The organism is Mycobacterium sp. GA-0227b (genome assembly GCF_001499855.1).
GTDB lineage: Bacteria > Actinomycetota > Actinomycetes > Mycobacteriales > Mycobacteriaceae > Mycobacterium.
The window spans coordinates 250502-272477 of record NZ_LQIK01000012.1 but is presented as its reverse complement, the minus strand read 5'-3'; the positions used below and the strand labels follow the sequence as shown (position 1 = coordinate 272477).

Sequence of the window (21976 nt, the reverse complement as noted above, 5' to 3'; positions counted from 1 at the left end):
TTCGGCGCATGATTTCGGCGAGAGTCGAGCCATGGCGATTCTCAACGAGCCCTTTGTCGGCAGTGAAGCCGTGATCAACGGTGCAATCCGCAAGCACGAGTTGCGGTCGCGCTACCGCACGGTCTTCCCAGATGTGTACATGTCGAAAGGCGTTGTGCCGTCACTGTACGACCGCGCGAAGGCGGCATGGTTGTGGTCGCATCGCGAAGGCGTGATGGTGGGGTTGACGGCGTCGGCGTTGCACGGCGCGAAGTGGGTCGATGACGATGCTCCGATCGAAATGCTGTGGCGCAACACGCGCGCGCCCCAAGGCATGCGGACCTACGACATGAGAGTGCCCTCCACGGAATACCAGGCTGGGCCGGGGTTCCCCATGACCACACTCGCGCGCACGGGCTTCGACATCGGGCGTCGGCAACCGCTGGATGAAGCGGTCGCCCGTCTCGATGCACTCGGCAACGCCACCGGCTTGAGTGCCGACGATGTGCTCGCGGTCGCTCGGTCGCATCGCGGGGCACGCGGTCTTCGACGTTTGGAAGAAGCGCTCAAGCTCTACGATGCCGGTGCCGCGTCGCCGAAAGAGACGTGGTTGCGGCTCTTGGTGATTCGCGCTGGCTACCCGCGGCCACAGACGCAGATACCGGTGCGCAGCCCCGACGGCTTACGTCAGTACTACCTCGACATGGGCTGGCCCGACATGACGTTGGCAGTCGAGTACGACGGCGAACAACATCGACTCGACCCGCGCGAGTACGCCTACGACATCCGGCGGTCAGAGGACGTCGCGGCGCTCGGCTGGACCCGGATCCGAGCGGTCAAGGCGCACTCCGGAGCCGACATCCTCCGCCGACTCGACCGAGCCTGGCGATCGAAACTGCACACAGATCGCGAAATTTCGTGAATTCGCGATCTGTGTGCAGTTTCGGCGAGAAGGGGAGCTAGGACAGCCGCTCGATCACCATCGCCATGCCCTGCCCGCCGCCGACACACATCGTCTCGAGCCCGAACGTCTTGTCGTGCGTCGTCAGGTTGTTCAACAGCGTGGTGGTGATCCGGGCGCCGGTCATGCCGAACGGATGGCCCAGCGCGATCGCACCGCCCGAGACGTTGAGCTTGTCCTCGTCCATGCCCAGCGCCCGCGCCGAACCCAGCACCTGCACGGCGAACGCCTCGTTGATCTCGTACAGGTCGATGTCGCCGATCGTCATCCCGGCGTTCGCGAGCGCCTTCTTCGTCGCCTCGATCGGGCCGAGACCCATGATCTCCGGCGACAACCCGCTCACCCCGGTCGAGACGACGCGCGCCAACGGGGTCAGTCCGAGTTCGCGAGCCTTGGTGTCCGACAGGATCACCAGCGCGGCGGCGCCGTCGTTCAGCGGGCAGGCGTTACCGGCGGTCACGGTGCCGTTCGGCCGGAAGACCGGCTTGAGTTGGCTGATCTTCTCGTACGTGGTGCCCGCGCGCGGGCCATCGTCCTTGGACACCGTGGACCCGTCGGGCAGTGTCACCGGCGTGATCTCGCGCTCGAAGAAGCCGCTGTTGATCGCTTCCTCAGCGCGGTTCTGCGACCGCACGCCCCAGCGGTCCTGGTCCTCGCGGCTGATCCCGGTGTGCAATGCGACGTTCTCCGCGGTCTGGCCCATCGCGATGTAGACGTCCGGCAGCGCGCCGTCCTCGCGCGGGTCACGCCATTCCTCGGCACCGGCGGCGGCCTGATCCGAGCGGCTCATCGCATCGGCGAACACCGGGTTCTTGCTGTCCGGCCAGCCGTCCGCAGTGCCTTTCGGGAAGCGCGAAACCGTCTCCACCCCAGCGGAAATGAACGCGTGACCCTCACCGGCCTTGATCGCGTGGAACGCCATCCGGGTGGTCTGCAGCGACGACGAACAGTAGCGGTTGACCGTGGTGCCCGGCAGAAAGTCGTAGCCGAGTTCGACGGCGACCGCCCTGCCGACGTTGAATCCGGCCTCGCCCGCCGGTTGGCCGCAGCCCATGATCAGGTCGTCGAGCTCGCGCGGGTCGAGCGCGGGCACCTTGTCCAACGCGGCGCGCACCATCTGCGCGGCCAGGTCGTCGGGCCGCATGTCGACCAGCGAACCCTTGGCGGCGCGCCCGATCGGCGACCGCGCGGTCGCGACAATGACGGCTTCAGGCATGGTGTCTCCTCGCATCGGTGGATATGAGGAAAACCTAGCTGGCGGGCACGACGATGGGTGCGGGGACCCTCCCCGGGCCAAGGCCGGGGACCCCACCCAGCACAGGTGCGGGGACCCCTGTCGACCTCCGCCACAGCCTGCTCAACCCGCCGACCCGGGCCAGCAGCGTAAAGCCTTCGCCCGACTGCGACTGCCACGGCAATTCCGCCGCCGCGCCACCGATCCACTCGCTCAACGCATTACACAGCGCGGGTAGCAGTTGGTTGGCGGCCAGCGCGTAGCCCGCACCGGATGGGTGGAACATGTCCGGGGAGAACAACGCGTCGGGGGTGGTGCGGAAGTGGGGTGCCAACAAGTCGGCCAGCGGCACGGGGATCCCGCCCGCAGACCGCACCGCTGCCGCCTGGGCGCGAGCCAGCCGCAAGCCGCGGCTGCGGGCGACCGAGCGCAACGGCTGCGGGATCGCGGTGATGACACCGAAGTCGGGGCAGGTGCCGACGACCACGACCGCACCCGCCGCTCGCAACCGGCGCACCCCCTCGCCGAGTCGGTGCGCCGACGGTCTGATGCCATTGGGGCGGGTGATGTCGTTGGCCCCGATCATGATCACTGCGGCGTCCGGCGGTGGTCCTGCGACGAACATCGCGTCGATCTGGCCCGAGAGCCCTTTCGACGTCGCCCCGACGATCGCCTTGGTGCTCAGCCGGATCCGTCGTCCCGAGATCTCGGCCAACCCGCGCGCCAGCAGGACCCCGGGCACTTCGTCCGCGGTGGTGGCTCCGTAGCCGGTCGCGGTGGAGTCGCCGAAGACCATCAGGTGCAGGTCGAAGGGCACGTCCCGGCGCCAGCGCTCGACGGGGCCACCGCCCGGCGCGTACACGCCGTCCGCGCGCGGCGGGATGTCCCACGCCTGCGGAATGACGCTGCGGGCCTGGTCAGCCTGCCCGATCAGCAGGTTCCGCATCCCGATGTATGCGGAACCGACCGAACCGAGCGTGGCCGCGGCCGCAAGGGCCATGGTGGTCATCCGTCGCGGTGTGCCCACGGATGAAAGTTTATGTCCGTTTCCCGGGCCACCCGCGTGGCGAGAGGCGAGGCGGGGTCACATTGCGGTATCAACTCCGGTATCGAATATGACTCGCTGATTGTTTGAATTGAACAGATGGTGTCAAGCTAAGCTATCGGGTCACGCTCAGAAAATTAGGCGTACTCGGCACTACAACGGCTTGTACGTTGGAGGGAGTGGTTGTCATGACCGCACCGAGCAAGGTGAGCCATGCTCACCATTCACGGGTATTGCCTGGTCAGTCACGTAAACCCCGCAAGTTTCCGGTCAGTGACGGCGCGCCCGTCGAGGTTGTCGAAGACGGTCCCAGCCTGGCCGGACGGCTCACGGCTCTGGCCGCGCTGCTAACTGTTCGGCCCACTTTAGCTATCGGAAGCTATGCTCCGAGACTGCCCTGGCCATGGGGTTTGGTGGATTTCGCGGCGCGTATCGCGCGGCCGGCGCCCGGCACCGTGCGCGCGACGATCTCGTTGTCTAACTGCACCGCGCAGCTCGTCCGAGCGCCCGGTGTGCTGCCGGCTGACGGCAAGCGCGGCGTCATTCTCTATATGCACGGCGGGGCGTTTCTGACCTGCGGGGTGAACTCGCACGGCCGGCTGGTGCAGGCGCTGTCGGGCTACGCCGACTGTCCCGTGCTGGTGGTCAACTACCGGATGATTCCGAAGCACTCGGTCGGCATGGCGATCGACGACTGCTATGACGCCTACCAGTGGCTTCGCCTGAAGGGCTACGAGGCCGACCAGATCGTGCTGGCCGGTGACTCGGCAGGTGGTTACCTGGCGCTCGCCCTTGCCGAACGACTGCAGCGGGACGGCCTAGAGGGTGAGGTGCCCGCAGCGATGGTGACGCTGTCGCCGCTCTTCGAGATCGACAACGAGACCAGGGCCAACCACCCGAACATCCGCAGCGACGCGATGTTCCCGCCGCGGGCGTTTTGTGCGCTGGTCGATCTGGTGAAGGAGGCCGCGGGCAGGCATGTGACCGACGGCAACCCCGAGGAGGTCTACGAGCCGCTCGACCACATCGAACCCGGGCTGCCCCGCACGCTGATCCACGTGTCGGGGTCCGAGGTGCTGATCAGTGACGCTCGCAAGGCCGCGCGACGGCTGGCGGCCGCCGGCGTGCCCGTCGAGGTGCGGGTGTGGCCGGGACAGATGCACGTGTTCCAACTTGCGGCGCCCATGGTGCCGGAGGCAACCCGCTCATTGCGTCAGATCGGCGACTACATCCGAGAGGCCACCTGGTAACCCAGCTGGTAACGGGAAACGCCGCCTGACACGATGGAGTCATGCGCATCGCCCGGCACGTCAGTGAGCTCATTGGCAATACCCCTCTGGTTCAGCTGAACTCTGTTGTCCCCCAGGGAGCCGGCACGGTCGCGGCCAAGATCGAGTACCTCAACCCCGGCGGCAGCGCCAAGGACCGGATCGCAGTCAAGATGATCGACGCCGCCGAGGCGAGCGGTGAACTGAAGCCCGGCGGCACGATCGTCGAGCCGACCTCGGGCAACACCGGGGTGGGGCTGGCGCTGGTCGCCCAGCAGCGCGGCTACAAATGCATCTTCGTCTGCCCGGACAAGGTCAGCGAGGACAAGCGGAACGTGTTGCGCGCCTACGGCGCCGACGTGGTGGTATGCCCGACGGCGGTGCCGCCCGACCATCCCGACAGCTACTACAGCGTCTCCGACCGGCTCGTCGAGGAGGTCGACGGCGCATGGAAACCCGACCAGTACTCCAACCCGATGGGCCCCGAGTCGCACTACGAGACCACCGGCCCGGAAATCTGGGCCGACACCGAGGGCAAGGTGACCCATTTCGTGGCCGGCGTCGGCACCGGCGGCACCATCACGGGCGCGGGACGGTACCTGAAGGAAGTGTCCGGCGGAAGAGTCCGGATCGTCGGCGCCGACCCGGAGGGTTCGGTGTACTCCGGCGGCACCGGCAGGCCGTACCTCGTTGAGGGCGTGGGCGAGGACTTCTGGCCCGCCGCTTACGACCCCGCGGTTCCCGACGAGATCATCGCGGTCTCGGACGCCGACTCGTTCGAGATGACGCGGCGACTCGCCCGCGAAGAGGCGCTGCTGGTCGGCGGGTCCTGCGGCATGGCCGTCGTCGCCGCGATCAAGGTGGCCGAGCAGGCCGGCCCCGACTCGCTTGTGGTCGTCCTGTTGCCGGACGGCGGAAGAGGTTATCTGTCAAAGGTTTTCAACGACGATTGGATGTCTTCGTACGGGTTTCTGCGCAGCCGGCTGGACGGTTCGGTGGAGGAGTCGACCGTGGGCGAGGTGCTGCGAGGTAAGTCGGGGGCGCTACCGGACCTGGTGCACACGCACCCGTCGGAGACCGTGCGCGACGCCATCGGGATCCTGCGCGAGTACGGAGTCTCGCAGATGCCCGTCGTCGGCGCAGAACCGCCGGTGATGGCCGGGGAGGTCGCGGGCAGCGTGTCGGAACGCGAACTGTTGTCCGCGGTTTTCGAGGGACGGGCCAAGCTCGCCGACGCGGTGGCCGAGCACATGAGTCCACCGCTGCCGCTGATCGGCGCCGGCGAACTGGTCAGCGCTGCAGCGAAGCAACTTCGCGAATGCGACGCAGTGATGGTGGTCGAAGAGGGCAAGCCGGTCGGCGTACTGACTCGCCACGATCTACTCGGATTCCTCTCCGACGGCAGTAGACGCCGCGTCCGCTAGCCGCTCACCGGCGTTCGGTCACGGGGTCACGTTCCGGTCAGAAAACCCTGCACAAGATCACTTCTCAGGTAGGGTAAGCACGCTCGTTTCAGCTAGGACACAGACTGGAAGCGTTCGTGACCGATGCACCGCCACCGCCGAGGGGTGGCTCAGCGCCACCGCCAGAGGGAGGTGCGTCCTTCGTCGACGATGGCCCGGGGACGGTTCTCCCGACCGAGGCCTACACCGAGTGGTTCACCCGGGTGGTGGCGTGGCTGATCGACTACATTCCGATCCTCTGCCTACTCGGTATCGGGTGGGGTGTGCTGGTCGGAACTCAGGAAACGGATTGCCTCACCGAGGTTTCCGGGTACGACCTGAGTGAATCCTGCGCGACGGGCGCGTCCACCGTCGGCCTGTTGACGATCGGCATCACCTCGATTTTTGCGCTGGTCTACGTGATCTGGAACTACGGCCACCGCCAGGGCACCACGGGCTCCAGCATCGGCAAGTCGATCCTGAAATTCAAGGTCGTCAGCGAAAAGACCGGCGAACCAATCGGTTTCGCGATGTCGATCGTCCGGCAACTGGCCCACGTCATCGACGCCGTGATCTGTTATATCGGTTTCTTGTTCCCGTTGTGGGACGCCAAGCGGCAGACGATCGCCGATAAGATCATCGGCACCGTCTGCTTACCGTTGTAGTAATCAACCGGGAAGGCCACATGTCCGATCAACCGCCCCCTCCGCCGGGCAACAACCCCCCGCCGCCGCCGGGAGGATATCCGCCACCGCCCCCGCCGGGGGGCTACCCGCCGCCACCGTCGCCGGGGGGTTACCCGCCGCCTCCGCAGCAGGGCGGCTACCCGCCGCCACCCACGGGTGGTTACCCGCCACCGCCGACGGGCACCGGATACCCGCCACCGACGGGCGGCTATCCACCGGCCTGGGGTCCGGGATCTGGTGCAGGGCAGCAGGCCAACGTGGGCGACAGTTTCAACTGGGCGTTCGGCAAGTTCAAGGAGAACGCTGCGGCGCTGATCGTCCCGATGCTGGTCTACGCCCTGATCATCGGGGTGCTCTCCGCCATCGTCGTCGGCCTCATGTTCGCCACCGCACCGGACTCGGTGACCACGTACGAGTCCTCCGAGTACGGATTCGAGTACGAGACGAGTTCGTCGCTCGGAGGGACCAGCATCCTGGTCCTCATCGTCGGCTCGCTGGTGGGGTTGGTGGTCATCGCCGCGATTCACTCGGCGTATCTGGCAGGTGTGCTCGACATCGCGGACGGGCGACGGGTGACGATCGGGTCGTTCTTCAAGCCGCGCAACGTCGTCAGCGTCATTCTCGCGACGCTGATCATCGGCATTCTGACGGCGATCGGCCAGATCGTGATCATTGGCAGTCTCGTCGTAGGACTCTTCGCGGTGTTCGCCATCGTCGCCATCGTCGATCGCAACCTCTCACCGATCGACGGCCTCAAGGCGAGTTTCGCAACCGTGAAGGACAATTTCGTACCCGCGCTTCTCACGTATCTGATGGTTGCGGTCATCACGTTCGTGGGCGCGCTGCTGTGCGGCATCGGACTGCTGGTTGCCGTCCCCCTGGCCGAGCTGTTCTTGGTGCATGCGTGGCGCAAGCTCAGCGGAGGTCAGGTCGCCGAGCTCAACCCGCAGCCCCTGCCGCCGGGGCCGCCGCCGCAGACCACCCCGCAATAGGTTCAGCAGAGGCTCATCGGAAGGCGCTGACACCGGTCAGCGCCTCTCCGATGACCATCTGGTGCACCTCCGAGGTGCCCTCGTAGGTCAACACCGACTCCAGGTTGTTGGCATGCCGGATCACCGGGTACTCCAAAGTGATCCCGTTGGCGCCCAACAGCGTTCGGCACTGCCGGGCGATCTGGATCGCTTCCCGCACGTTGTTGAGCTTGCCGAAGCTCACCTGCTCGGGCCGGATCCTGCCCTCGTCCTTCAGCCGGCCCAGGTGAAGGGCCAGCAACTGCGCCTTGCCGAGTTCGACTGCCATGTCGGCGATCTTGGCCTGGGTCAGCTGGTAGGCCGCCAGCGGTTTGTCGAACACCTCGCGGCTCCCCACGTAGTCCAGCGCCGTCTGTAGACAGTCCCTGGCCGCGCCGACGCTGCCGAACACGATGCCGAACCGCGCCTCAGAAAGGCAGCTCAGCGGTCCCGACAACCCGCGTGCGTCGGGCAGTTTCGCGTCGGCCGGCAACCGGACGTCGTCCAGGTGCAGTTCCGAGGTGACCGAGGCCCGCAGCGACAACTTGTGTGTCATGTCGGTGGCGGAGAATCCGGGCGTGCCGGCGGGCACCAGGAACCCGACGATGCCTTCATCTGCTCGCGCCCACACGACCGCCACGTCGGCGACCGAGCCGTTGGTGATCCACATCTTCGACCCGTTGAGGATCCAGTCCGTGCCGTCCTGCTTCACGGTCGTGCGCATCCCCGCCGGATTCGACCCGAAATCGGGCTCGGTCAACCCGAAACATCCGATGGCCTCGCCGGCCGCCATCGCCGGCAGCCACTGGTTGCGCTGCTCCTCGCTGCCCCAGCGGTGGATGGCGAACATCGCCAGCGAGCCCTGCACCGAGACCAGGCTGCGCAGACCACTGTCCACGGCCTCGAGCTCCTGGCAGACCAGGCCGTACGCCGTCGCCGTCGAGCCGCCGCAGCCGTAACCCTTCAGGTGCATCCCGAGCAGCCCGAGCTCACCGAAACCCGAGGCCAGCTCGCGGACCGGTACCTGACCGGTCTCGAACCACTCTGCGATGTACGGCCGCAGCCGCTGTTCGCCGAACCGGCGCACCGTTTGGCGCAGCTCGACGTCCTCGGGCGACAGGTATGAATCCAACTCGAGCAGATCGTCGAGGCGCGTAGGGGGGTTCATGGTCCATGTCTACACCGGTCCGCGCGCACCGCCGGCGTCGCTAGGCTGAGCGGTGATGACCGAGAACAGAAGGCAGGGCCTGTCCACCAAGGCCATCCACGCCGTCCGCCCCGACCTGACCACCGGGGCGGTCAACGCGCCGATCTATGCGAGTTCGACGTTCGCGCAAGACGGCGTCGGCGGATTGCGCGACGGGTACGAGTACGCCCGGACCGGCAATCCCACCCGGGCGGCGCTGGAGACGTCGCTGGCCGCGGTCGAAGCGGCCACCTACGGGCGCGCGTTCGCGTCCGGTATGGCCGCCACCGACTGCGCGCTGCGCGCTGTTCTGCGGCCCGGCGATCACGTCGTGATGCCCGACGACGCCTACGGCGGAACCTTCCGGCTGATCGACAAGGTGTTCACCAAATGGGGCATCGACTACACCGCCGTGTCGCTCGCCGACCTCGACGCCGTGCGTGCGGCGGTCACGCCCAGCACCCGGCTGATCCTGGTCGAGACGCCCACCAACCCGTTGCTGTCGATCGCCGACATCGCCGGGATCGCCCAACTCGCGGCGACATCGAACGTGAAAGTGTTGGTAGACAACACATTCGCTTCGCCGGCGCTGCAGCAGCCGCTGCTGCTGGGGGCCGACATCGTGCTGCACTCCACCACCAAGTACATCGGCGGGCATTCCGACGTAGTGGGCGGTGCGCTGCTGACCAACGACGAGGAACTCGACTCGGCGTTCGCCTTCCTGCAGAACGGCGCGGGCGCGGTCCCCGGCCCGTTCGACGCCTACCTGACCTTGCGGGGGTTGAAGACGCTGGTGCTGCGCATGCAGCGGCACAGCGACAACGCGGCGGTGCTCGCCGAGTTCCTCGACGGTCATCCCGCGATCGAGACCGTGCTCTACCCGGGGCTGCCCGCCCATCCTGGACATGAGGTAGCGGCCAGGCAGATGAGCGGGTTCGGCGGCATGATTTCGGTGCGGCTGCGCGGGGGAGCGGACGCGGCGCGTAAATTCTGCTCGCGGACAGAGGTTTTCATCCTCGCCGAGTCGCTGGGCGGCGTCGAGTCGCTGATCGAGCATCCCGGTGCGATGACCCACGCCTCCACGGCCGGTTCGCAGTTGGAGGTGCCCGACGACCTGGTGCGGCTGTCGGTCGGTATCGAGGACGTCGCGGATCTGCTCGCCGATGTGGAGCAGGCGCTCAGTTAGCCGCGCAGAGACTACGTCAGCGCCCGGCGCAACGCCGACGCGGTGATCGCCAGGTTCACCTCGGGCAGCCCGGTCGGGTACTCGTCGACCCAACTGCCCAGTGAGATCTCGCCCGCCCGCGCGTGTACCCACCGCCATCCGCGGTCGTTGAGGCTCAGCAGCGCACCCAGTCCGTCGACCGCATGCAGCAGCGAGATGATCGCCGCCGTCGTAGGACTGGGTGGCCTACGGTCGAACAGTGCCGACAACAGTGCCGAACGGGCCAGCCCGGCGCGGTCACGGTTGATCAGTGGCCACGCGAACTCATGGCCGAATCGCTTGTCCGGCAACGGGACACGCCGAATCTGACCGGTGCGCTCCAGCTGGCCGGCGATGTGGCTCTCGGTGTGCTTGGCCAGCCGCTTCACCGCCGTTTTCGGGCGCAGCGGGCGGTGCCGCAACAGTTGGAACGCCGGTTCGGCGACCGGGTCTATCGCGCCCGCCACCGCAAGCGCGATCAGGTGGCCGCGTTCGACCGCCTCACCGTCGACCGACGGCCGGATCCGGCAGGCGTGCGCCAGATCGAGCAGAACCGCGGCAGACAACACCCGCTCGCGGCGGTGACGCTCCAGAACCGGCTGCGCGGACGCGTTGTCGATCAGCAGGAGGAACAGGTCCTCGGCGATCTGCGCCATGAGCGGATGCTAAACCGCACCGCGCCGGGGCGCGTATCCAGCCGGGGCGCGTGGGCGCGTATCCAGCCGGGGCGCTGGGGCGCGTATCCAGCTGGGGCGCCTGTGTCAGGCGTGGTAAGGCTCGGCCTCGAGCAGCTTCACCTTGACCGTGCTCCCGCTGGGCACTGTGTACGTGCGCACGTCACCGACCTTCGCGTCGATCAGCGCCTCGCCCAGCGGCGACTTGGGCGAGTACACCTCGAGTTTGCCGTCGCTGATGCCCTCCTGGCGGGTGGCGATCAGGAACGTCTCCGTGTCGGTCTCGTCGTCCCCGTACTGCACCTTGACCACCGAACCGGGCAGCGCGACGCCGGACTGCTTCGGTGCCTCGCCGACCTTGGCGTTGTTGAGCAGCTCCTGCAGCTGTCGGATTCGCGCTTCCTGCTGACCCTGTTCCTCACGGGCGGCGTGGTAACCGCCGTTCTCGCGCAGGTCGCCCTCTTCACGGCGGTCGTTGATCTCGGCGGCGATGATCGGCCGGTTGGCGATCAGCTGGTCGAGCTCCGCCTTCAACCGGTCGTATGCCTCCTGCGTCAGCCAGGTGACCTGCGTGTCGGTCATGTCGTCGCGCTCCTGTCGTCGTTGCTCTCGCGCACTTCTCGCGTAAGAAGTCTTGTGGGTGCGGCGCCGGGAGCTTGACGTGTATTGCCGCGTTCATCAGGTATTAATCAAGAGGCTTGATCAGCGCACCAAATGCAGCAATACACGGCCCCAGCGGGAACCGTGTACTCGAACCATGATAGCACCGTGAAGACCGCGGTTCGTCACGTATTCGCAGTTCGCCGTTTGTTGTGCCCCACGAATCATCGTGATCTCAAGGGCTCACCAGATATGGCGGCACATCGGTGCCGCAGCCGTAAATATCGCCGATGACGGGTTGCCGGGTGGCCTTCACGGGCGCAGTCACCTGCACGGTCGTTTGCTCCGACGGGGGCACCAGCACCTCGCGTCGGCCGGTCTCGGCGCCGTCGATCGACCGGGCACGGACGATGCACACCACCGGCCGAGACGGGTCCTCGCGGGTGACGCTGATCGTCACCGAAACGGTCTCATCGTCGATGAGTCGGTACGCGCTCAGCTCACCCGTGACGTCGTCGCTGCCGAACCGGCCGAACGCAACGATCGCCACCGCGACACCGGCCGCCAGCGCGAGCACCGTGAACCCGACGGCGACCCATCGGCGGTGACGGCGGGACAGCCGCTGGCGCCCATAGCGCTCGGCGGGACGCTCGATCATCTGGTTTTCTGGGCTCCCCGTCGGATAGATCTACAGAACTGGAACTATAGGGCTGTCCCGATGGGTTGTTATCCCCCGGAGACGACGGATCGCGATTAGTAAGGCAGAACAGGTTGAGCGAACTGCGGTTGATGGCCGTGCACGCCCATCCGGACGACGAGTCCAGCAAGGGCGCCGCCATGATGGCCCGATACGCGGACGAGGGCGTCCGCGTGCTCGTGGTCACGCTGACCGGGGGCGAGCGCGGCGACATCCTCAACCCCGCCATGGACCTGCCCGAGGTGCATGGCCGGATGGCCGAGATCCGGCGCGATGAAATGGCGAAGGCCGCGGAGATCCTCGGGGTGGAGCATCACTGGCTCGGTTTCGTCGACTCGGGACTGCCCGAAGGCGACCCTCCCCCGCCGCTGCCCGACGGTTGCCTGGGCGTGGTGCCGCTCGAGCAGCCGGCCGAGGCGCTGGTGCGTGTAGTGCGCGAATTCCGCCCGCACGTCATGACCACCTACGACGAGAACGGCGGCTATCCGCACCCGGATCACATCAGGTGCCATCAGGTCTCGATGGCCGCCTACGAGGCCGCGGGTGACTATCGGCTGTTCCCCGACGCCGGCGAACCGTGGAATGTCCAGAAGCTCTACTACACCCACGGTTTCCTGCGGCAACGAATGCAACTGCTGCAGGACGAGTTCGCCAAGCACGGTGAGGTGGGCCCGTTCGAGAAGTGGCTCAAGCACTGGGATCCCGATCACGACATCTTCGCCAAGCGGGTGACCACCCGGATCGAGTGCGCCAAGTACTTCGCGCTGCGGGACGACGCGCTACGCGCCCACGCCACCCAGATCGATCCCAACGGGGACTTCTTCCGCGCGCCGATCGAATGGCAGCAGCGGCTCTGGCCGACCGAGGAGTTCGAGCTGGCCCGCTCCCGGGTGCCGGTCTCGCTGCCGGAGGACGACCTTTTCGCCGGGATCGAGGACCGATGAACCTCATGCTCAACGTCGTCCTGCTGGCGCAGGACCAGCCGCGCGAGACCGGTCCGGATTTCGGCAAGGCAAGCCCGCTCGGCCTGCTGGTCGTGGTGCTGCTGCTGATTGGGACGTTCCTGCTGGTCCGGTCGATGAACCGGCACCTGCGCAAGGTGCCGAAGTCGTTCGAGGCGCCCAGCGCGGAGGCGGATAGCACCGTTGAGCCGCCGATTGAGTCGAAGGCGCCGAGCGAATCCGACGCGCCGCCCGACGAACCCAAGCGTGAGCCCGGCGGCTGAGGGTCCTTTGGACTCCAAGGGGTTGATTACTCGCACCTGATGCGGGCAATCAACCCGTTAGGGCTCAATGCGGCGCTGACAGTGTCGAGCCCACGATCGAGGAGCCGTCACCGGGAAGGCGTTGAACGATCACGAACAGCCTCGCGCGGGCCACCAGCCCCTATCTGCGCCAGCACGCCGACAACCCGGTGCACTGGCAGCAGTGGACGCCCGAGGCGCTGGCCGAGGCGGCCAGTCGCGACGTGCCGATCCTGCTGTCGATCGGTTACGCCGCGTGCCACTGGTGCCACGTGATGGCGCACGAGTCGTTCGCCGACACCGAAGTGGCTGCGGCGATGAACGACGGGTTCGTGTGCATCAAGGTCGACCGCGAGGAGCGCCCCGACCTCGATGCGGTGTACATGAACGCGACCGTTGCCCTGACCGGACAGGGCGGCTGGCCGATGACGTGCTTCCTCACCCCCGACGGCAGGCCGTTCTTCTGCGGGACGTACTACCCCAAACGCACCTTCCTGCAACTGCTGGCCGCGGTGAGCGACACCTGGCGTAACCGTCGCGGCGAAGTGGAGGAGGCGTCGGACAAGATCACCGACGAGCTGCGGTCGATGGCGTCCGGCCTTCCGGGTGGCGGGCCGCCGATGCAGCCGGCGCTGTGTGACCATGCCGTGGCCGCGGTGCTGCAGGACGAGGACGTCGTACGTGGCGGCTTCGCCACCAATCCGTCCGGCGCACCGAAGTTTCCGCCGTCTGCGTTGCTCGAGGCGCTGCTGCGCAACCACGAACGCACCGGCGACGTCATGCCCATGGAGACCGTGGAGCGCACCTGTACCGCGATGGCCCGCGGCGGCATCTACGACCAGTTGGCGGGCGGGTTCGCCCGCTACAGTGTCGACGCGTCCTGGGTGGTGCCGCATTTCGAGAAGATGTTGTACGACAACGCACTGCTGCTGCGCGCCTACGCCCATTGGGCGCGGCGCACGGCGAATCCGTTGGCGCGCAAGGTGGCTGCGGAGACGGCAGCGTTCATGATCGATGAGCTCGGTGCCGATGGCATGTTCGCCTCGTCGCTGGACGCCGACGCCGCCGGGGTCGAAGGCCTGACGTACGTGTTCACCCCGGCGCAGCTGGCCGAAGTGCTTGGTGACGACGACGGACGTTGGGCCGCAGAACTTTTCGAGATCACCGAGACGGGGACATTCGAACACGGCGCCTCGGTGCTGCAGTTACCCCGCGACCCCGACGAACCGGAACGGTTCGCCAGGGTGCGCGCGGCCCTGCTGGCGGCCAGGCTCACCCGACCGCAGCCCGGTCGTGACGACAAGGTCGTCACCGCGTGGAACGGTCTGGCGATCACCGCCCTCGCCGAAGCGGGTGTCGCGCTCGACCAGCCTGAATTCCTCGACGCCGCAACGCAATGCGCGCATGCCGTCTGGAATCTGCACATGGTCGACGGTAGGTTGCGACGGGCGAGTCTCGGCGGCCAGGTCGGCGACAGCGCGGCGATCCTCGAGGACCACGCGGCGCTGGCCACCGGACTGCTGACCTTGCACCAGATGACCGGTGCGACGCTGTGGCTGGACGCGGGACTGACGCTGCTGGACATCGCGCTCGAGCACTTTGCCGACCCCGACCGCCCAGGGCGCTGGTTCGACACCGCCGACGACGCCGAGGCGTTGATGGTGCGGCCCGCGGATCCGCTCGACGGCGCGACGCCGTCGGGCGCGTCGCTGATCGCCGAGGCGCTGCTCGTGGCCGCCCACCTCGCTCCCGCCGAGCGGGCCGACCGTTACGCCGCGGCGGCCGAGGCCGCCCTGGCGGCCGCCACGCCGATCCTGACCCGGCTGCCGCGCTCGGGCGGGCACTGGCTCGCCGTCGCCGAAGCGGCCGTGCGCGGGCCGCTTCAGATCGCGGTCGCGTGCGAGCCCGGACACTCGGAGCTGTTGGCGGCCGCGCGCCGACTGGCCCCCGGAGGAGCTGTCGTCGTCGGCGGGCCGGTGAACTCGTCGGAGCTGCTGATCGGCCGCGACCGCGTCGACGGGGCCGACGCCGCCTACGTCTGCCGCGGCCGGGCCTGCGACCTGCCGGTCACGACCACCTCGGAACTGGCTGCTGCATTGAGTGCGTCCGTGTAGCGTTCGGCGCATGTCGACGCCGGAGGACAACGCCAAGACCGTCAACCGCTACCTCGAGCTGGCCGCCCAGGGCAAGGCCGATGACGTCGCCGAGCTCTACGCCGACGACGCGACCGTCGAGGACCCGGTCGGCGGTGAAGTGCACATCGGCCGCAAGGCGATTCGCGGTTTCTACGATGCGCTTCCCACGATGGGCGCCCAGGCCGACGTCGTCACGCTGCGGGCGCTCGGCAACGAGGTCGCGTTCTACTGGGCGCTCACGATCGATTTGGGCGAGAACAAGATGCGCATCGAGATCATCAGCGTGATGACCTTCAACGAGGACGGCAAGATCGCGTCGATGAAGGCCTACTGGACGCCGGAGAACGTCAGCCAGCTCTGAGTGAGGGCTAGAAGACGGCGAACCACATCGCGATGTAGTGGCAGATCGCCGCGACCGCGGTGCACGCGTGGAAGAACTCGTGGTGGCCGAACACCGACGGCCACGGGTCGGGCCACTTGAGCGCGTACAGCACGCCGCCGATGCTGTAGAGCGCCCCGCCGACGATCAGCAACACCAGCGCGGCGACGCCCGCGCCCTGGGTGATCGGGCCGACGAACCACGCCGCCACCCAACCGAGCAGGATGTAGAGCGGCACGCCCACCCATCGCGGCGCCGACGGCCAGAAACACTTGAGCAGCACGCCCGCGATCGCGCCGCCCCAGACGATCCAGAACAACACCATGCCGTCGCCCGACGGCAGCGCCAGCAGAGCGAACGGCGTGTAGCTACCCGCGATGAACACGAAGATCATCGAGTGGTCGAGGCGCTTCATCCACTTGCGCGCGGTATCCGACGTCCAATGCACCCGGTGGTAGGCACCGCTGACGGTGAACATCGCCACGATCGTCAGCGTGTAGATCAACGTCGCGATCCCGGCGCGGGTGGACTGCACCGACCACGACACCGACACCAGCGTGGCGCCGCATATCGCCGCGATCACCGCGGCGTAGACGTGGATCCACCCGCGTAACCGGGGCTTGCCGATGAAATTGGCGACACCGTCGACGACGGCTTCCGGGAGGTCCTCGGCAGGGCCGTGCGGCCGTGCGGACCGGTCGGAATCGGTGGCGTCGATGGATCGGGTCATGTCACCTCCACTAATGCCATGGGGGTTTGTGAACCTCACAGTAGTCTGGATCCTCGTGGAGCTCATTCCGCCGCGCCTCAAAGAGCCGGCCTACCGGCTGTATGAGCTGCGGTTGCGCCAGGAGCTGGCGCGGGCCAAATCCCAACTGCCGCGCCATATTGCCGTGCTCTGCGACGGCAACCGTAGATGGGCACGTGACCTTGGCCACGATGACGTCAGCGTCGGTTACCGGATGGGCGCCCGCAAGATCGCCGAAATGCTGCGCTGGTGCCAGGCCGCGGGCATCGAGATGGCCACCGTGTATCTGCTGTCCACCGAGAACCTGCAGCGCGCTCCCGACGAACTGTCTCCGCTGATCGAGATCATCACCGACGTCGTCGAGGAGATCTGCGCGCCTGCGAACCATTGGAGCGTGCGCACCGTCGGTGACCTCGAGCTGATCGGCGAGGAGCCCGCCCGGCGGCTGCGTGACGCGGTCGAGTCGACCGATGCGGGACCGGGTTCTTTCCATGTCAACCTCGCCGTCGGCTACGGCGGGCGCCAGGAGATCGTCGACGCCGTCCGGCAACTGCTCGGCAAGGAACTGGCCAACGGTGTCTCCGGGGAACAGCTGATCGAAGCAGTCACCATCGACGCGATCTCGGAGAATCTCTACACCTCGGGACAGCCCGATCCCGACCTCGTCATCCGGACATCGGGGGAGCAGCGGCTGTCGGGCTTTCTGTTGTGGCAGAGCGCGTATTCGGAGATGTGGTTCACCGAGGCGTACTGGCCGGCATTCCGGCGGGTCGACTTCCTGCGCGCATTGCGGGACTACACCGCGCGCCATCGTCGCTATGGCATGTGATCGGCTCAGCCGATGTGGGATGTGATGGGACACTGAACCCATGGCTGCGCTGTCGGCGGTGGTGTTCGCGCTCAGCTGGTGGTTGGGCCTGTACCTACTGGCGCGGGACCCGCGCAAACCCGAGCTGGTCCTGGCCGCGATCGGGCTGACCAGTTTCGCGGCGGTCGTCGCGCTGGACGCCGTGCGGACGACGAGCGGCTCCGACGTGCTCAGCCGCATCGAGATCTACCTTGTCGCCGTGCCCGGCGTCGCGTGGTTCGCGGTGCTCCTGGAGCTGTCCCGGCCCCGCGACACGTGGCGCAGCCGCGCGGGTGAGATCGCGCTCGTCGCGGGCGTCGCCGCGGTGGCCCTCACCGGCGCCGCAATGGCCGGCAGCGTCGACGGTCCGGTGCGCCTCGGGCACTGGGTGATGTTCGCCGCGATCTCACTTTCGGTGTTGGGCGCGATGATCAACGCGGTGCTACGCCGGTGGCAGCCCGGCCCGGTGTTGGGTTTCGTCGTCATCGCGACGCTGTTCTTCGCGTTGGGCAACGCGATCCTCGTCATCCCGCTCGGCCTGGTGCCGAGCTGGGTGGCGTTGGCGTCCACCGGGTTCGACGTCGCACTGCTGGGAATCGCGGTCGCCATCGGCGACGCGTTCGACGAGGGGCAGGCGTTGCGTGCCGACATGCTGCGCTCCTTCGCCGCAACCGCCGTGGTCGCGGTGCTGTTCGGCGGCCAGGCGCTGATCGGACTGGCCGTCACGGGGCACGACATCGCGCTGACGGTGCTGCTGTTCACCAGCCTGGGCATCGCGATCGCGATCAACGTGCTCGCCGATCCGCTCGCCGGCGTCCTCGACCGGTTGGCGTTCTCCCGGTCACCCGCCCTGCGCGCCGATCGCGCCGCCCTGCGCCGCACCGAGGCGGCGCTGCCGCTGCGGTCGACCAACCCACTCGACGGCATCGACGACGACACCTTCGCCCGGCTCACCCGGCGCGCGCTCGGCCATTACGGCGACCTGTCCAAGCTCGTCGCCAGCCCGTTGACCGCCCTGCCGATCATCGACGAGCGCCTGGCCGCCCGCGGCGCGCCGGATCAACCGCTGGAGCGTGCCAACGAACTCAAGGCGCTGCTGGCCGACCGCATCGCCCGGCTCAAACCGCGCGACGGCGGCGAGTTCGGCACCACCGAGCAGTGGCGGCACTACAACTCCCTGTATTTCCCGTACGTCGTCGGGGTGCGGGCCTACGCCCAGAACGCCACGCCCGCGGGGCTCGACCCGGTGGCGCGCCAAGCCTGGCAGTGGTTCGTCACCGAGGTGCCGCAGCGGTCGCTGCACAACTGGCAGAACGCCGCCGCGCGGTTGATCGCCGCCGACCTGCGCGGCAACCTGGTCGCCGCCCCAGACTGACCGCCACCTGCGGTTGGCAGTAACTGGCAGCGTTCTGCGTCGATCTGGCAGCGGTATCCGCGCATCGTCGGTGACATGACCACCACCACAACTACCCGTCCCCTCCGGGACCCCGGCGATGAGATCGCCGCCGACGCCCTGCTGCGTTTCGCGCTACGGGCCGACGCGACGCTGTGCGCGGGCATCGGACTGGTCGTCGCGATGGCCGCCGACCCGCTCTCGAGAGTGTCCGGTCTGTCGGCCACCAGCGAGTGGATCGCCGGCGCCGCGCTCGTCGGCTACGGGGCCGCGCTGTTTCTGGCGGCCGGAGTGCCCGACGTCCGGCGCGTCGGACTCGGCGTGCTCGTCGGCAATGTCGTGTTCGCGGTGGTGATGGGCGGGGTGCTGGTCGCCGGCTGGCTGCCACTGACGGAACTCGGCGTCGCCGGCACCGTCGGATTCACCGCCGTCACCCTCGCCTTCGCCTACGCCCAGTACCTCGGGGTGCGTCGCCTGACGTGACCCCCTCATGACTGGTCCGGAGCCGCCGTCGTAAGAGGTTGCGGCGTCGGCTCCGGAACGGTCCCTCACTACCCCACCAGATAACCCACCAGAAAGGAATCGCACCGATGACCGCACTGAGCACTCTCAGACTGAACGAGTCGACCGACTCACTGTTGCGCTTCGCCATGCGCGCCGACGCCATCCTGACCGGCCTGGCCGGGATCGCCGGGCTGCCGCTCGCCGGCTGGCTGGCCGAGACGTCGGGCACCACGATCACCTTCGAGTACGCGATGAGCGCTTTCTTCATCGCCTACGGGTTGGCTGTGCTCGGCCTCGCGGCGCTGCCCTCGGTGAAGCGGGCAGGCATGGCGGTGATCGTCGCCAACGTCGTGTACGCCGTCGCCGCGGTGGTGCTGGTCGTCTCCGACGTGTTCCCGCTGACGACGATCGGCGTGGTGCTGACGCTCGCGACCGGTGTGTACACGCTGGCATTCGCCGAGCTGCAATACCAGGGCTGGCGCCGAATCAAGCGGTAGGCGAACGCGTCTGCCCGCGCGTGGCAGCTACAACTTGCGCAGCCGCAACCGGTTGATCGAGTGGTCGGCGTCCTTGCGCAACACCAGCGTCGCGCGCGGTCGGGTCGGCAGGATGTTCTCGATCAGGTTCGGCCGGTTGATGGAATGCCAGATGTCGCGGGCGGCGAACACCGCCTGCTCGTCGGTGAGCGTCGCGTAGTGGTGAAAGTGGGAAGCAGGATCGGCGAACGACGTCGACCGCAGGCCCAGAAACCGGTCGATGTACCACTGTTCGATGTCGTCGATGCGGGCATCGACATAGACCGAGAAGTCGAACAGGTCGGACACCATCAGCGTCGGCCCCGTCTGTAACACGTTGAGGCCCTCGAGGATCAGGATGTCCGGATGACGGACGATCTGCTTTTCACCCGGCACGATGTCATACAGCAGATGCGAATACACGGGCGCACACGCGTATTCCGAACCGGACTTGACCGTCGTGACGAACCGCATCAGCGCACGACGGTCGTAGCTTTCGGGAAAACCTTTGCGGCCCATCAAGTTCCGGCGCACCAACTCGGAATTCGGATAGAGGAACCCGTCGGTGGTGACCAGATCGACCCGCGGATGATGTTCCCAACGGGCCAGAAGTGCCTGCAGCACACGGGCCGTCGTGGATTTGCCGACCGCGACGCTGCCCGCAACGCCGATGACGAACGGCACCGGCCGGTCCGGATTCTGCTGAGGCTCACCGAGGAACTCGGCGGTCGTCGCGAACAACCGTTGGCGCGCGGCAACCTGAAGGTGAATCAGCCGCGCCAGCGGGAGATAGACCTCCTCGACTTCGAGCAGGTCGATCTTTTCGCCGATACCGCGCAGCTTCTTCAGCTCGTCCTCAGTGAGCTTCAGCGGAGTCGACATGCGTAGATTCCGCCACTGACTCCGGTCGAACTCCACATATGGGCTGGGTTCACTCAGCCGCGCCATGCGCTCAGTCTTGCATTTACCGTTGAGACCATGATCGCCAGCACCTCAGTTTCGGCAGTCCGGGAGTATCTGCTGCTCGGTTTGCGCTTCGACCGGGTGGAGGAGGGCTACGTCGACTCATTCACCGGCGATCCGGCGCTGCGGCGCGCGGTGGCCGCCGAGCCGCCGCCGGATCCCGCCGACTTGGCCCGGCAGGCCGAGCGGCTGCTGGCGGAGCTGCCCGCGGGCCTCGACCAGCAGCGGGCCGACTACGTCGCCGCCCATTTGCGCGCTCTCGCCTGCGCCGGCCGCAAGTTCGCCGGCGAGGACGTCGGCTTCGTCGACGAGGTGCAGGCGTACTTCGATGTGCGCATCAGCAAGGGCGATCCCGAGCAGTACCGGCAGGCCCATCGGCGACTCGACGAAGTGTTGGGCGGGACCGGTTCGCTCGCCGACCGGATGCAGGCCTACCGGGCAGGGGAGGAGATCCCGCCCGCCCGCCTCGAGGAGTGCATTCACGCGTTCTCCAGCGCGCTGCGCGACGGCGTGCGTGCGGAGTATCCGCTGCCCGACGCCGAGACCGTCACCTATGAGGTGGTCACCGACAAGCCGTGGTCGGGCTTCAATTACTACCACGGGGATTACAAGTCGACCGTGGCCGTCAATGCGGACCTCAGACAGCAGATGTCGAACCTGCCGCGGCTGGTCGCCCACGAGTCCTATCCCGGCCACCACACCGAGCACTGCCGTAAGGAGGCGGGTCTGGTCGAGGTCAGGGGCCAGACGGAGCAGACGATCTTCCTGGTCAACACCCCCCAGTGCCTGATGGCCGAGGGCCTGGCCGACCTCGCGCTCTACGCGGCGATCGGCCCGGACTGGGGCGCGTGGGCCGGCGAGATCTACGCCGACCTGGGGCTGCGGTTCGACGGCGACCGCGCTCAGGCGGTGTCGGAGGCGGCATCGGCGCTCGCGGAGGTGCGGCAGGACGCCGCGCTGATGCTGCACGACGAGCACCGCGACGTCGATGAGGTCGTCGAGTTCCTCAAGCGGTGGCTGTTGGTCAACGACGAGCGCGCCCGCCAGATGTTGCGGTTCTTGTCCTCGCCGCTGTGGCGCGCCTACACCAGCACGTACGTCGAGGGCTACCGGCTGCTGCGGAGTTGGCTGGACGCCAGGCCCGACCACGTCAGCTTGACCCAACGGTTCGGGACGCTGCTCGACGAGCCGCTGATCCCATCGGCGCTGCGGGCTGCCTGAGGCGGGGTGCCGTTCGCGAGAGCAGCGGAAAGTAGGCTAGCC

Annotated in this window: 23 protein-coding genes; 15 read left to right on the top strand and 8 right to left on the bottom strand. The window is 67.4% G+C overall.

All coding sequences use genetic code 11. From position 1 onward, the window contains the following. Positions 1-31: 31 nt before the first annotated feature. Positions 32-901, top strand: a complete 870-nt coding sequence (locus AU185_RS11740) for a putative endonuclease domain-containing protein (protein ID WP_082683849.1) — start codon at positions 32-34, stop codon at positions 899-901. Between the two features lie 37 nt (positions 902-938). Here the strand turns inward: AU185_RS11740 and AU185_RS11735 are convergent, their stop codons facing one another. Both AU185_RS11735 and AU185_RS11730 read right to left on the bottom strand, forming a co-directional pair. Beyond that, a complete protein-coding gene (locus AU185_RS11735) occupies positions 939-2156 on the bottom strand; it encodes an acetyl-CoA C-acetyltransferase (RefSeq protein ID WP_059098416.1) in 1218 nt (405 codons plus the stop codon). 34 nt (positions 2157-2190) lie between these two features. Continuing rightward, entirely contained in the window at positions 2191-3183 is a 993-nt protein-coding gene (locus AU185_RS11730; RefSeq protein WP_059097986.1) for an SGNH/GDSL hydrolase family protein, read from the bottom strand. Positions 3184-3407: 224 nt separating this feature from the next. Here AU185_RS11730 and AU185_RS11725 point away from each other — a divergent pair, with 224 nt between their 5' ends. The 4 genes from AU185_RS11725 to AU185_RS25340 all read left to right on the top strand — a co-directional run bounded on the left by AU185_RS11725 (position 3408) and on the right by AU185_RS25340 (position 7607). Continuing rightward, positions 3408-4469 carry an alpha/beta hydrolase fold domain-containing protein gene (locus tag AU185_RS11725; RefSeq protein WP_059097985.1) on the top strand — a complete coding sequence of 354 codons (1062 nt, stop codon included), beginning with the start codon at positions 3408-3410 and terminating at the stop codon, positions 4467-4469. A 41-nt stretch (positions 4470-4510) separates the two neighbouring features. Further along, positions 4511-5911, top strand: a complete 1401-nt coding sequence (locus AU185_RS11720; RefSeq protein ID WP_059097984.1) for a cystathionine beta-synthase — start codon at positions 4511-4513, stop codon at positions 5909-5911. A gap of 104 nt (positions 5912-6015) precedes the next feature. Continuing rightward, entirely contained in the window at positions 6016-6594 is a 579-nt protein-coding gene (locus tag AU185_RS11715) for an RDD family protein (RefSeq protein WP_082683848.1), read from the top strand. Positions 6595-6614: 20 nt separating this feature from the next. Then, the gene (locus AU185_RS25340) at positions 6615-7607 is read left to right on the top strand and encodes a DUF2189 domain-containing protein (protein ID WP_059097982.1); all 993 of its coding nucleotides are present in this window, start codon (positions 6615-6617) and stop codon (positions 7605-7607) included. 13 nt (positions 7608-7620) lie between these two features. On the opposite strand, the gene AU185_RS11705 is transcribed toward AU185_RS25340, so the two are convergent. After that, positions 7621-8793, bottom strand: a complete 1173-nt coding sequence (locus AU185_RS11705) for an acyl-CoA dehydrogenase family protein (protein ID WP_059097981.1) — start codon at positions 8791-8793, stop codon at positions 7621-7623. A 55-nt stretch (positions 8794-8848) separates the two neighbouring features. Between AU185_RS11705 and AU185_RS11700 the strand changes: the two genes are divergently transcribed. Continuing rightward, positions 8849-9997, top strand: a complete 1149-nt coding sequence (locus tag AU185_RS11700; protein WP_059098415.1) for a cystathionine gamma-synthase — start codon at positions 8849-8851, stop codon at positions 9995-9997. 11 nt (positions 9998-10008) lie between these two features. Here the strand turns inward: AU185_RS11700 and AU185_RS11695 are convergent, their stop codons facing one another. The 3 genes from AU185_RS11695 to AU185_RS11685 form a co-directional block, all read right to left on the bottom strand. Further along, positions 10009-10671 carry a GOLPH3/VPS74 family protein gene (locus AU185_RS11695; protein WP_059097980.1) on the bottom strand — a complete coding sequence of 221 codons (663 nt, stop codon included), beginning with the start codon at positions 10669-10671 and terminating at the stop codon, positions 10009-10011. Between the two features lie 105 nt (positions 10672-10776). Next, positions 10777-11271, bottom strand: coding sequence for a transcription elongation factor GreA (greA, locus tag AU185_RS11690; RefSeq protein WP_059097979.1), 495 nt, complete (start codon positions 11269-11271; stop codon positions 10777-10779). Between the two features lie 253 nt (positions 11272-11524). Next, positions 11525-11947: a DUF4307 domain-containing protein gene (locus tag AU185_RS11685; RefSeq protein WP_059097978.1), complete on the bottom strand. Its 423-nt coding sequence runs from the start codon at positions 11945-11947 to the stop codon at positions 11525-11527. Positions 11948-12060: 113 nt separating this feature from the next. Between AU185_RS11685 and mca the strand changes: the two genes are divergently transcribed. The 4 genes from mca to AU185_RS11665 all read left to right on the top strand — a co-directional run bounded on the left by mca (position 12061) and on the right by AU185_RS11665 (position 15725). Next, a complete protein-coding gene (gene mca / locus AU185_RS11680) occupies positions 12061-12930 on the top strand; it encodes a mycothiol conjugate amidase Mca (protein WP_059097977.1) in 870 nt (289 codons plus the stop codon). A gap of 5 nt (positions 12931-12935) precedes the next feature. Next, on the top strand, positions 12936-13211 hold the full coding sequence (locus AU185_RS11675; RefSeq protein ID WP_082683868.1) for a hypothetical protein: 276 nt from the start codon (positions 12936-12938) through the stop codon (positions 13209-13211). 128 nt (positions 13212-13339) lie between these two features. Beyond that, entirely contained in the window at positions 13340-15343 is a 2004-nt protein-coding gene (locus AU185_RS11670) for a thioredoxin domain-containing protein (RefSeq protein WP_059097975.1), read from the top strand. Positions 15344-15353: 10 nt separating this feature from the next. After that, a complete protein-coding gene (locus AU185_RS11665; protein WP_059097974.1) occupies positions 15354-15725 on the top strand; it encodes a nuclear transport factor 2 family protein in 372 nt (123 codons plus the stop codon). A gap of 7 nt (positions 15726-15732) precedes the next feature. On the opposite strand, the gene trhA is transcribed toward AU185_RS11665, so the two are convergent. Next, entirely contained in the window at positions 15733-16473 is a 741-nt protein-coding gene (trhA, locus tag AU185_RS11660) for a PAQR family membrane homeostasis protein TrhA (RefSeq protein ID WP_059097973.1), read from the bottom strand. A 55-nt stretch (positions 16474-16528) separates the two neighbouring features. Between trhA and AU185_RS11655 the strand changes: the two genes are divergently transcribed. The 4 genes from AU185_RS11655 to AU185_RS11640 all read left to right on the top strand — a co-directional run bounded on the left by AU185_RS11655 (position 16529) and on the right by AU185_RS11640 (position 19732). Further along, positions 16529-17320, top strand: coding sequence for a (2Z,6E)-farnesyl diphosphate synthase (locus AU185_RS11655; protein WP_059098414.1), 792 nt, complete (start codon positions 16529-16531; stop codon positions 17318-17320). A 40-nt stretch (positions 17321-17360) separates the two neighbouring features. Next, on the top strand, positions 17361-18713 hold the full coding sequence (locus AU185_RS11650) for a hypothetical protein (protein ID WP_059097972.1): 1353 nt from the start codon (positions 17361-17363) through the stop codon (positions 18711-18713). 75 nt (positions 18714-18788) lie between these two features. Next, positions 18789-19214: a hypothetical protein gene (locus tag AU185_RS11645; RefSeq protein ID WP_059097971.1), complete on the top strand. Its 426-nt coding sequence runs from the start codon at positions 18789-18791 to the stop codon at positions 19212-19214. A 107-nt stretch (positions 19215-19321) separates the two neighbouring features. Next, positions 19322-19732 (top strand): hypothetical protein, encoded by a 411-nt coding sequence (locus tag AU185_RS11640; RefSeq protein WP_059097970.1) that lies wholly within the window; start codon positions 19322-19324, stop codon positions 19730-19732. 27 nt (positions 19733-19759) lie between these two features. Here AU185_RS11640 and coaA read toward each other — a convergent pair whose 3' ends face one another. Beyond that, a complete protein-coding gene (coaA, locus tag AU185_RS11635) occupies positions 19760-20698 on the bottom strand; it encodes a type I pantothenate kinase (protein WP_059097969.1) in 939 nt (312 codons plus the stop codon). 30 nt (positions 20699-20728) lie between these two features. Here coaA and AU185_RS11630 point away from each other — a divergent pair, with 30 nt between their 5' ends. After that, a complete protein-coding gene (locus AU185_RS11630) occupies positions 20729-21934 on the top strand; it encodes a hypothetical protein (protein WP_059097968.1) in 1206 nt (401 codons plus the stop codon). Positions 21935-21976 lie beyond the last annotated feature (42 nt).

Excerpts from the sequence above, each read along its gene's own strand:
- AU185_RS11700 (WP_059098415.1), top strand. The coding sequence starts at position 8,849 with ATGACCGAGAACAGAAGGCAGGGCCTGTCCACCAAGGCCATCCACGCC.
- AU185_RS11695 (WP_059097980.1), bottom strand. The coding sequence starts at position 10,671 with ATGGCGCAGATCGCCGAGGACCTGTTCCTCCTGCTGATCGACAACGCG.
- AU185_RS11725 (WP_059097985.1), top strand. The coding sequence starts at position 3,408 with ATGACCGCACCGAGCAAGGTGAGCCATGCTCACCATTCACGGGTATTG.
- AU185_RS11730 (WP_059097986.1), bottom strand. The coding sequence starts at position 3,183 with ATGACCACCATGGCCCTTGCGGCCGCGGCCACGCTCGGTTCGGTCGGT.
- trhA (WP_059097973.1), bottom strand. The coding sequence starts at position 16,473 with ATGACCCGATCCATCGACGCCACCGATTCCGACCGGTCCGCACGGCCG.
- AU185_RS11705 (WP_059097981.1), bottom strand. The coding sequence starts at position 8,793 with ATGAACCCCCCTACGCGCCTCGACGATCTGCTCGAGTTGGATTCATAC.
- AU185_RS25340 (WP_059097982.1), top strand. The coding sequence starts at position 6,615 with ATGTCCGATCAACCGCCCCCTCCGCCGGGCAACAACCCCCCGCCGCCG.
- AU185_RS11720 (WP_059097984.1), top strand. The coding sequence starts at position 4,511 with ATGCGCATCGCCCGGCACGTCAGTGAGCTCATTGGCAATACCCCTCTG.
- AU185_RS11740 (WP_082683849.1), top strand. The coding sequence starts at position 32 with ATGGCGATTCTCAACGAGCCCTTTGTCGGCAGTGAAGCCGTGATCAAC.
- AU185_RS11630 (WP_059097968.1), top strand. The coding sequence starts at position 20,729 with ATGATCGCCAGCACCTCAGTTTCGGCAGTCCGGGAGTATCTGCTGCTC.
- coaA (WP_059097969.1), bottom strand. The coding sequence starts at position 20,698 with ATGGCGCGGCTGAGTGAACCCAGCCCATATGTGGAGTTCGACCGGAGT.
- AU185_RS11675 (WP_082683868.1), top strand. The coding sequence starts at position 12,936 with ATGCTCAACGTCGTCCTGCTGGCGCAGGACCAGCCGCGCGAGACCGGT.
- AU185_RS11640 (WP_059097970.1), top strand. The coding sequence starts at position 19,322 with ATGACCGCACTGAGCACTCTCAGACTGAACGAGTCGACCGACTCACTG.
- AU185_RS11645 (WP_059097971.1), top strand. The coding sequence starts at position 18,789 with ATGACCACCACCACAACTACCCGTCCCCTCCGGGACCCCGGCGATGAG.
- AU185_RS11685 (WP_059097978.1), bottom strand. The coding sequence starts at position 11,947 with ATGATCGAGCGTCCCGCCGAGCGCTATGGGCGCCAGCGGCTGTCCCGC.
- AU185_RS11665 (WP_059097974.1), top strand. The coding sequence starts at position 15,354 with ATGTCGACGCCGGAGGACAACGCCAAGACCGTCAACCGCTACCTCGAG.
- AU185_RS11650 (WP_059097972.1), top strand. The coding sequence starts at position 17,361 with ATGGCTGCGCTGTCGGCGGTGGTGTTCGCGCTCAGCTGGTGGTTGGGC.
- greA (WP_059097979.1), bottom strand. The coding sequence starts at position 11,271 with ATGACCGACACGCAGGTCACCTGGCTGACGCAGGAGGCATACGACCGG.
- AU185_RS11735 (WP_059098416.1), bottom strand. The coding sequence starts at position 2,156 with ATGCCTGAAGCCGTCATTGTCGCGACCGCGCGGTCGCCGATCGGGCGC.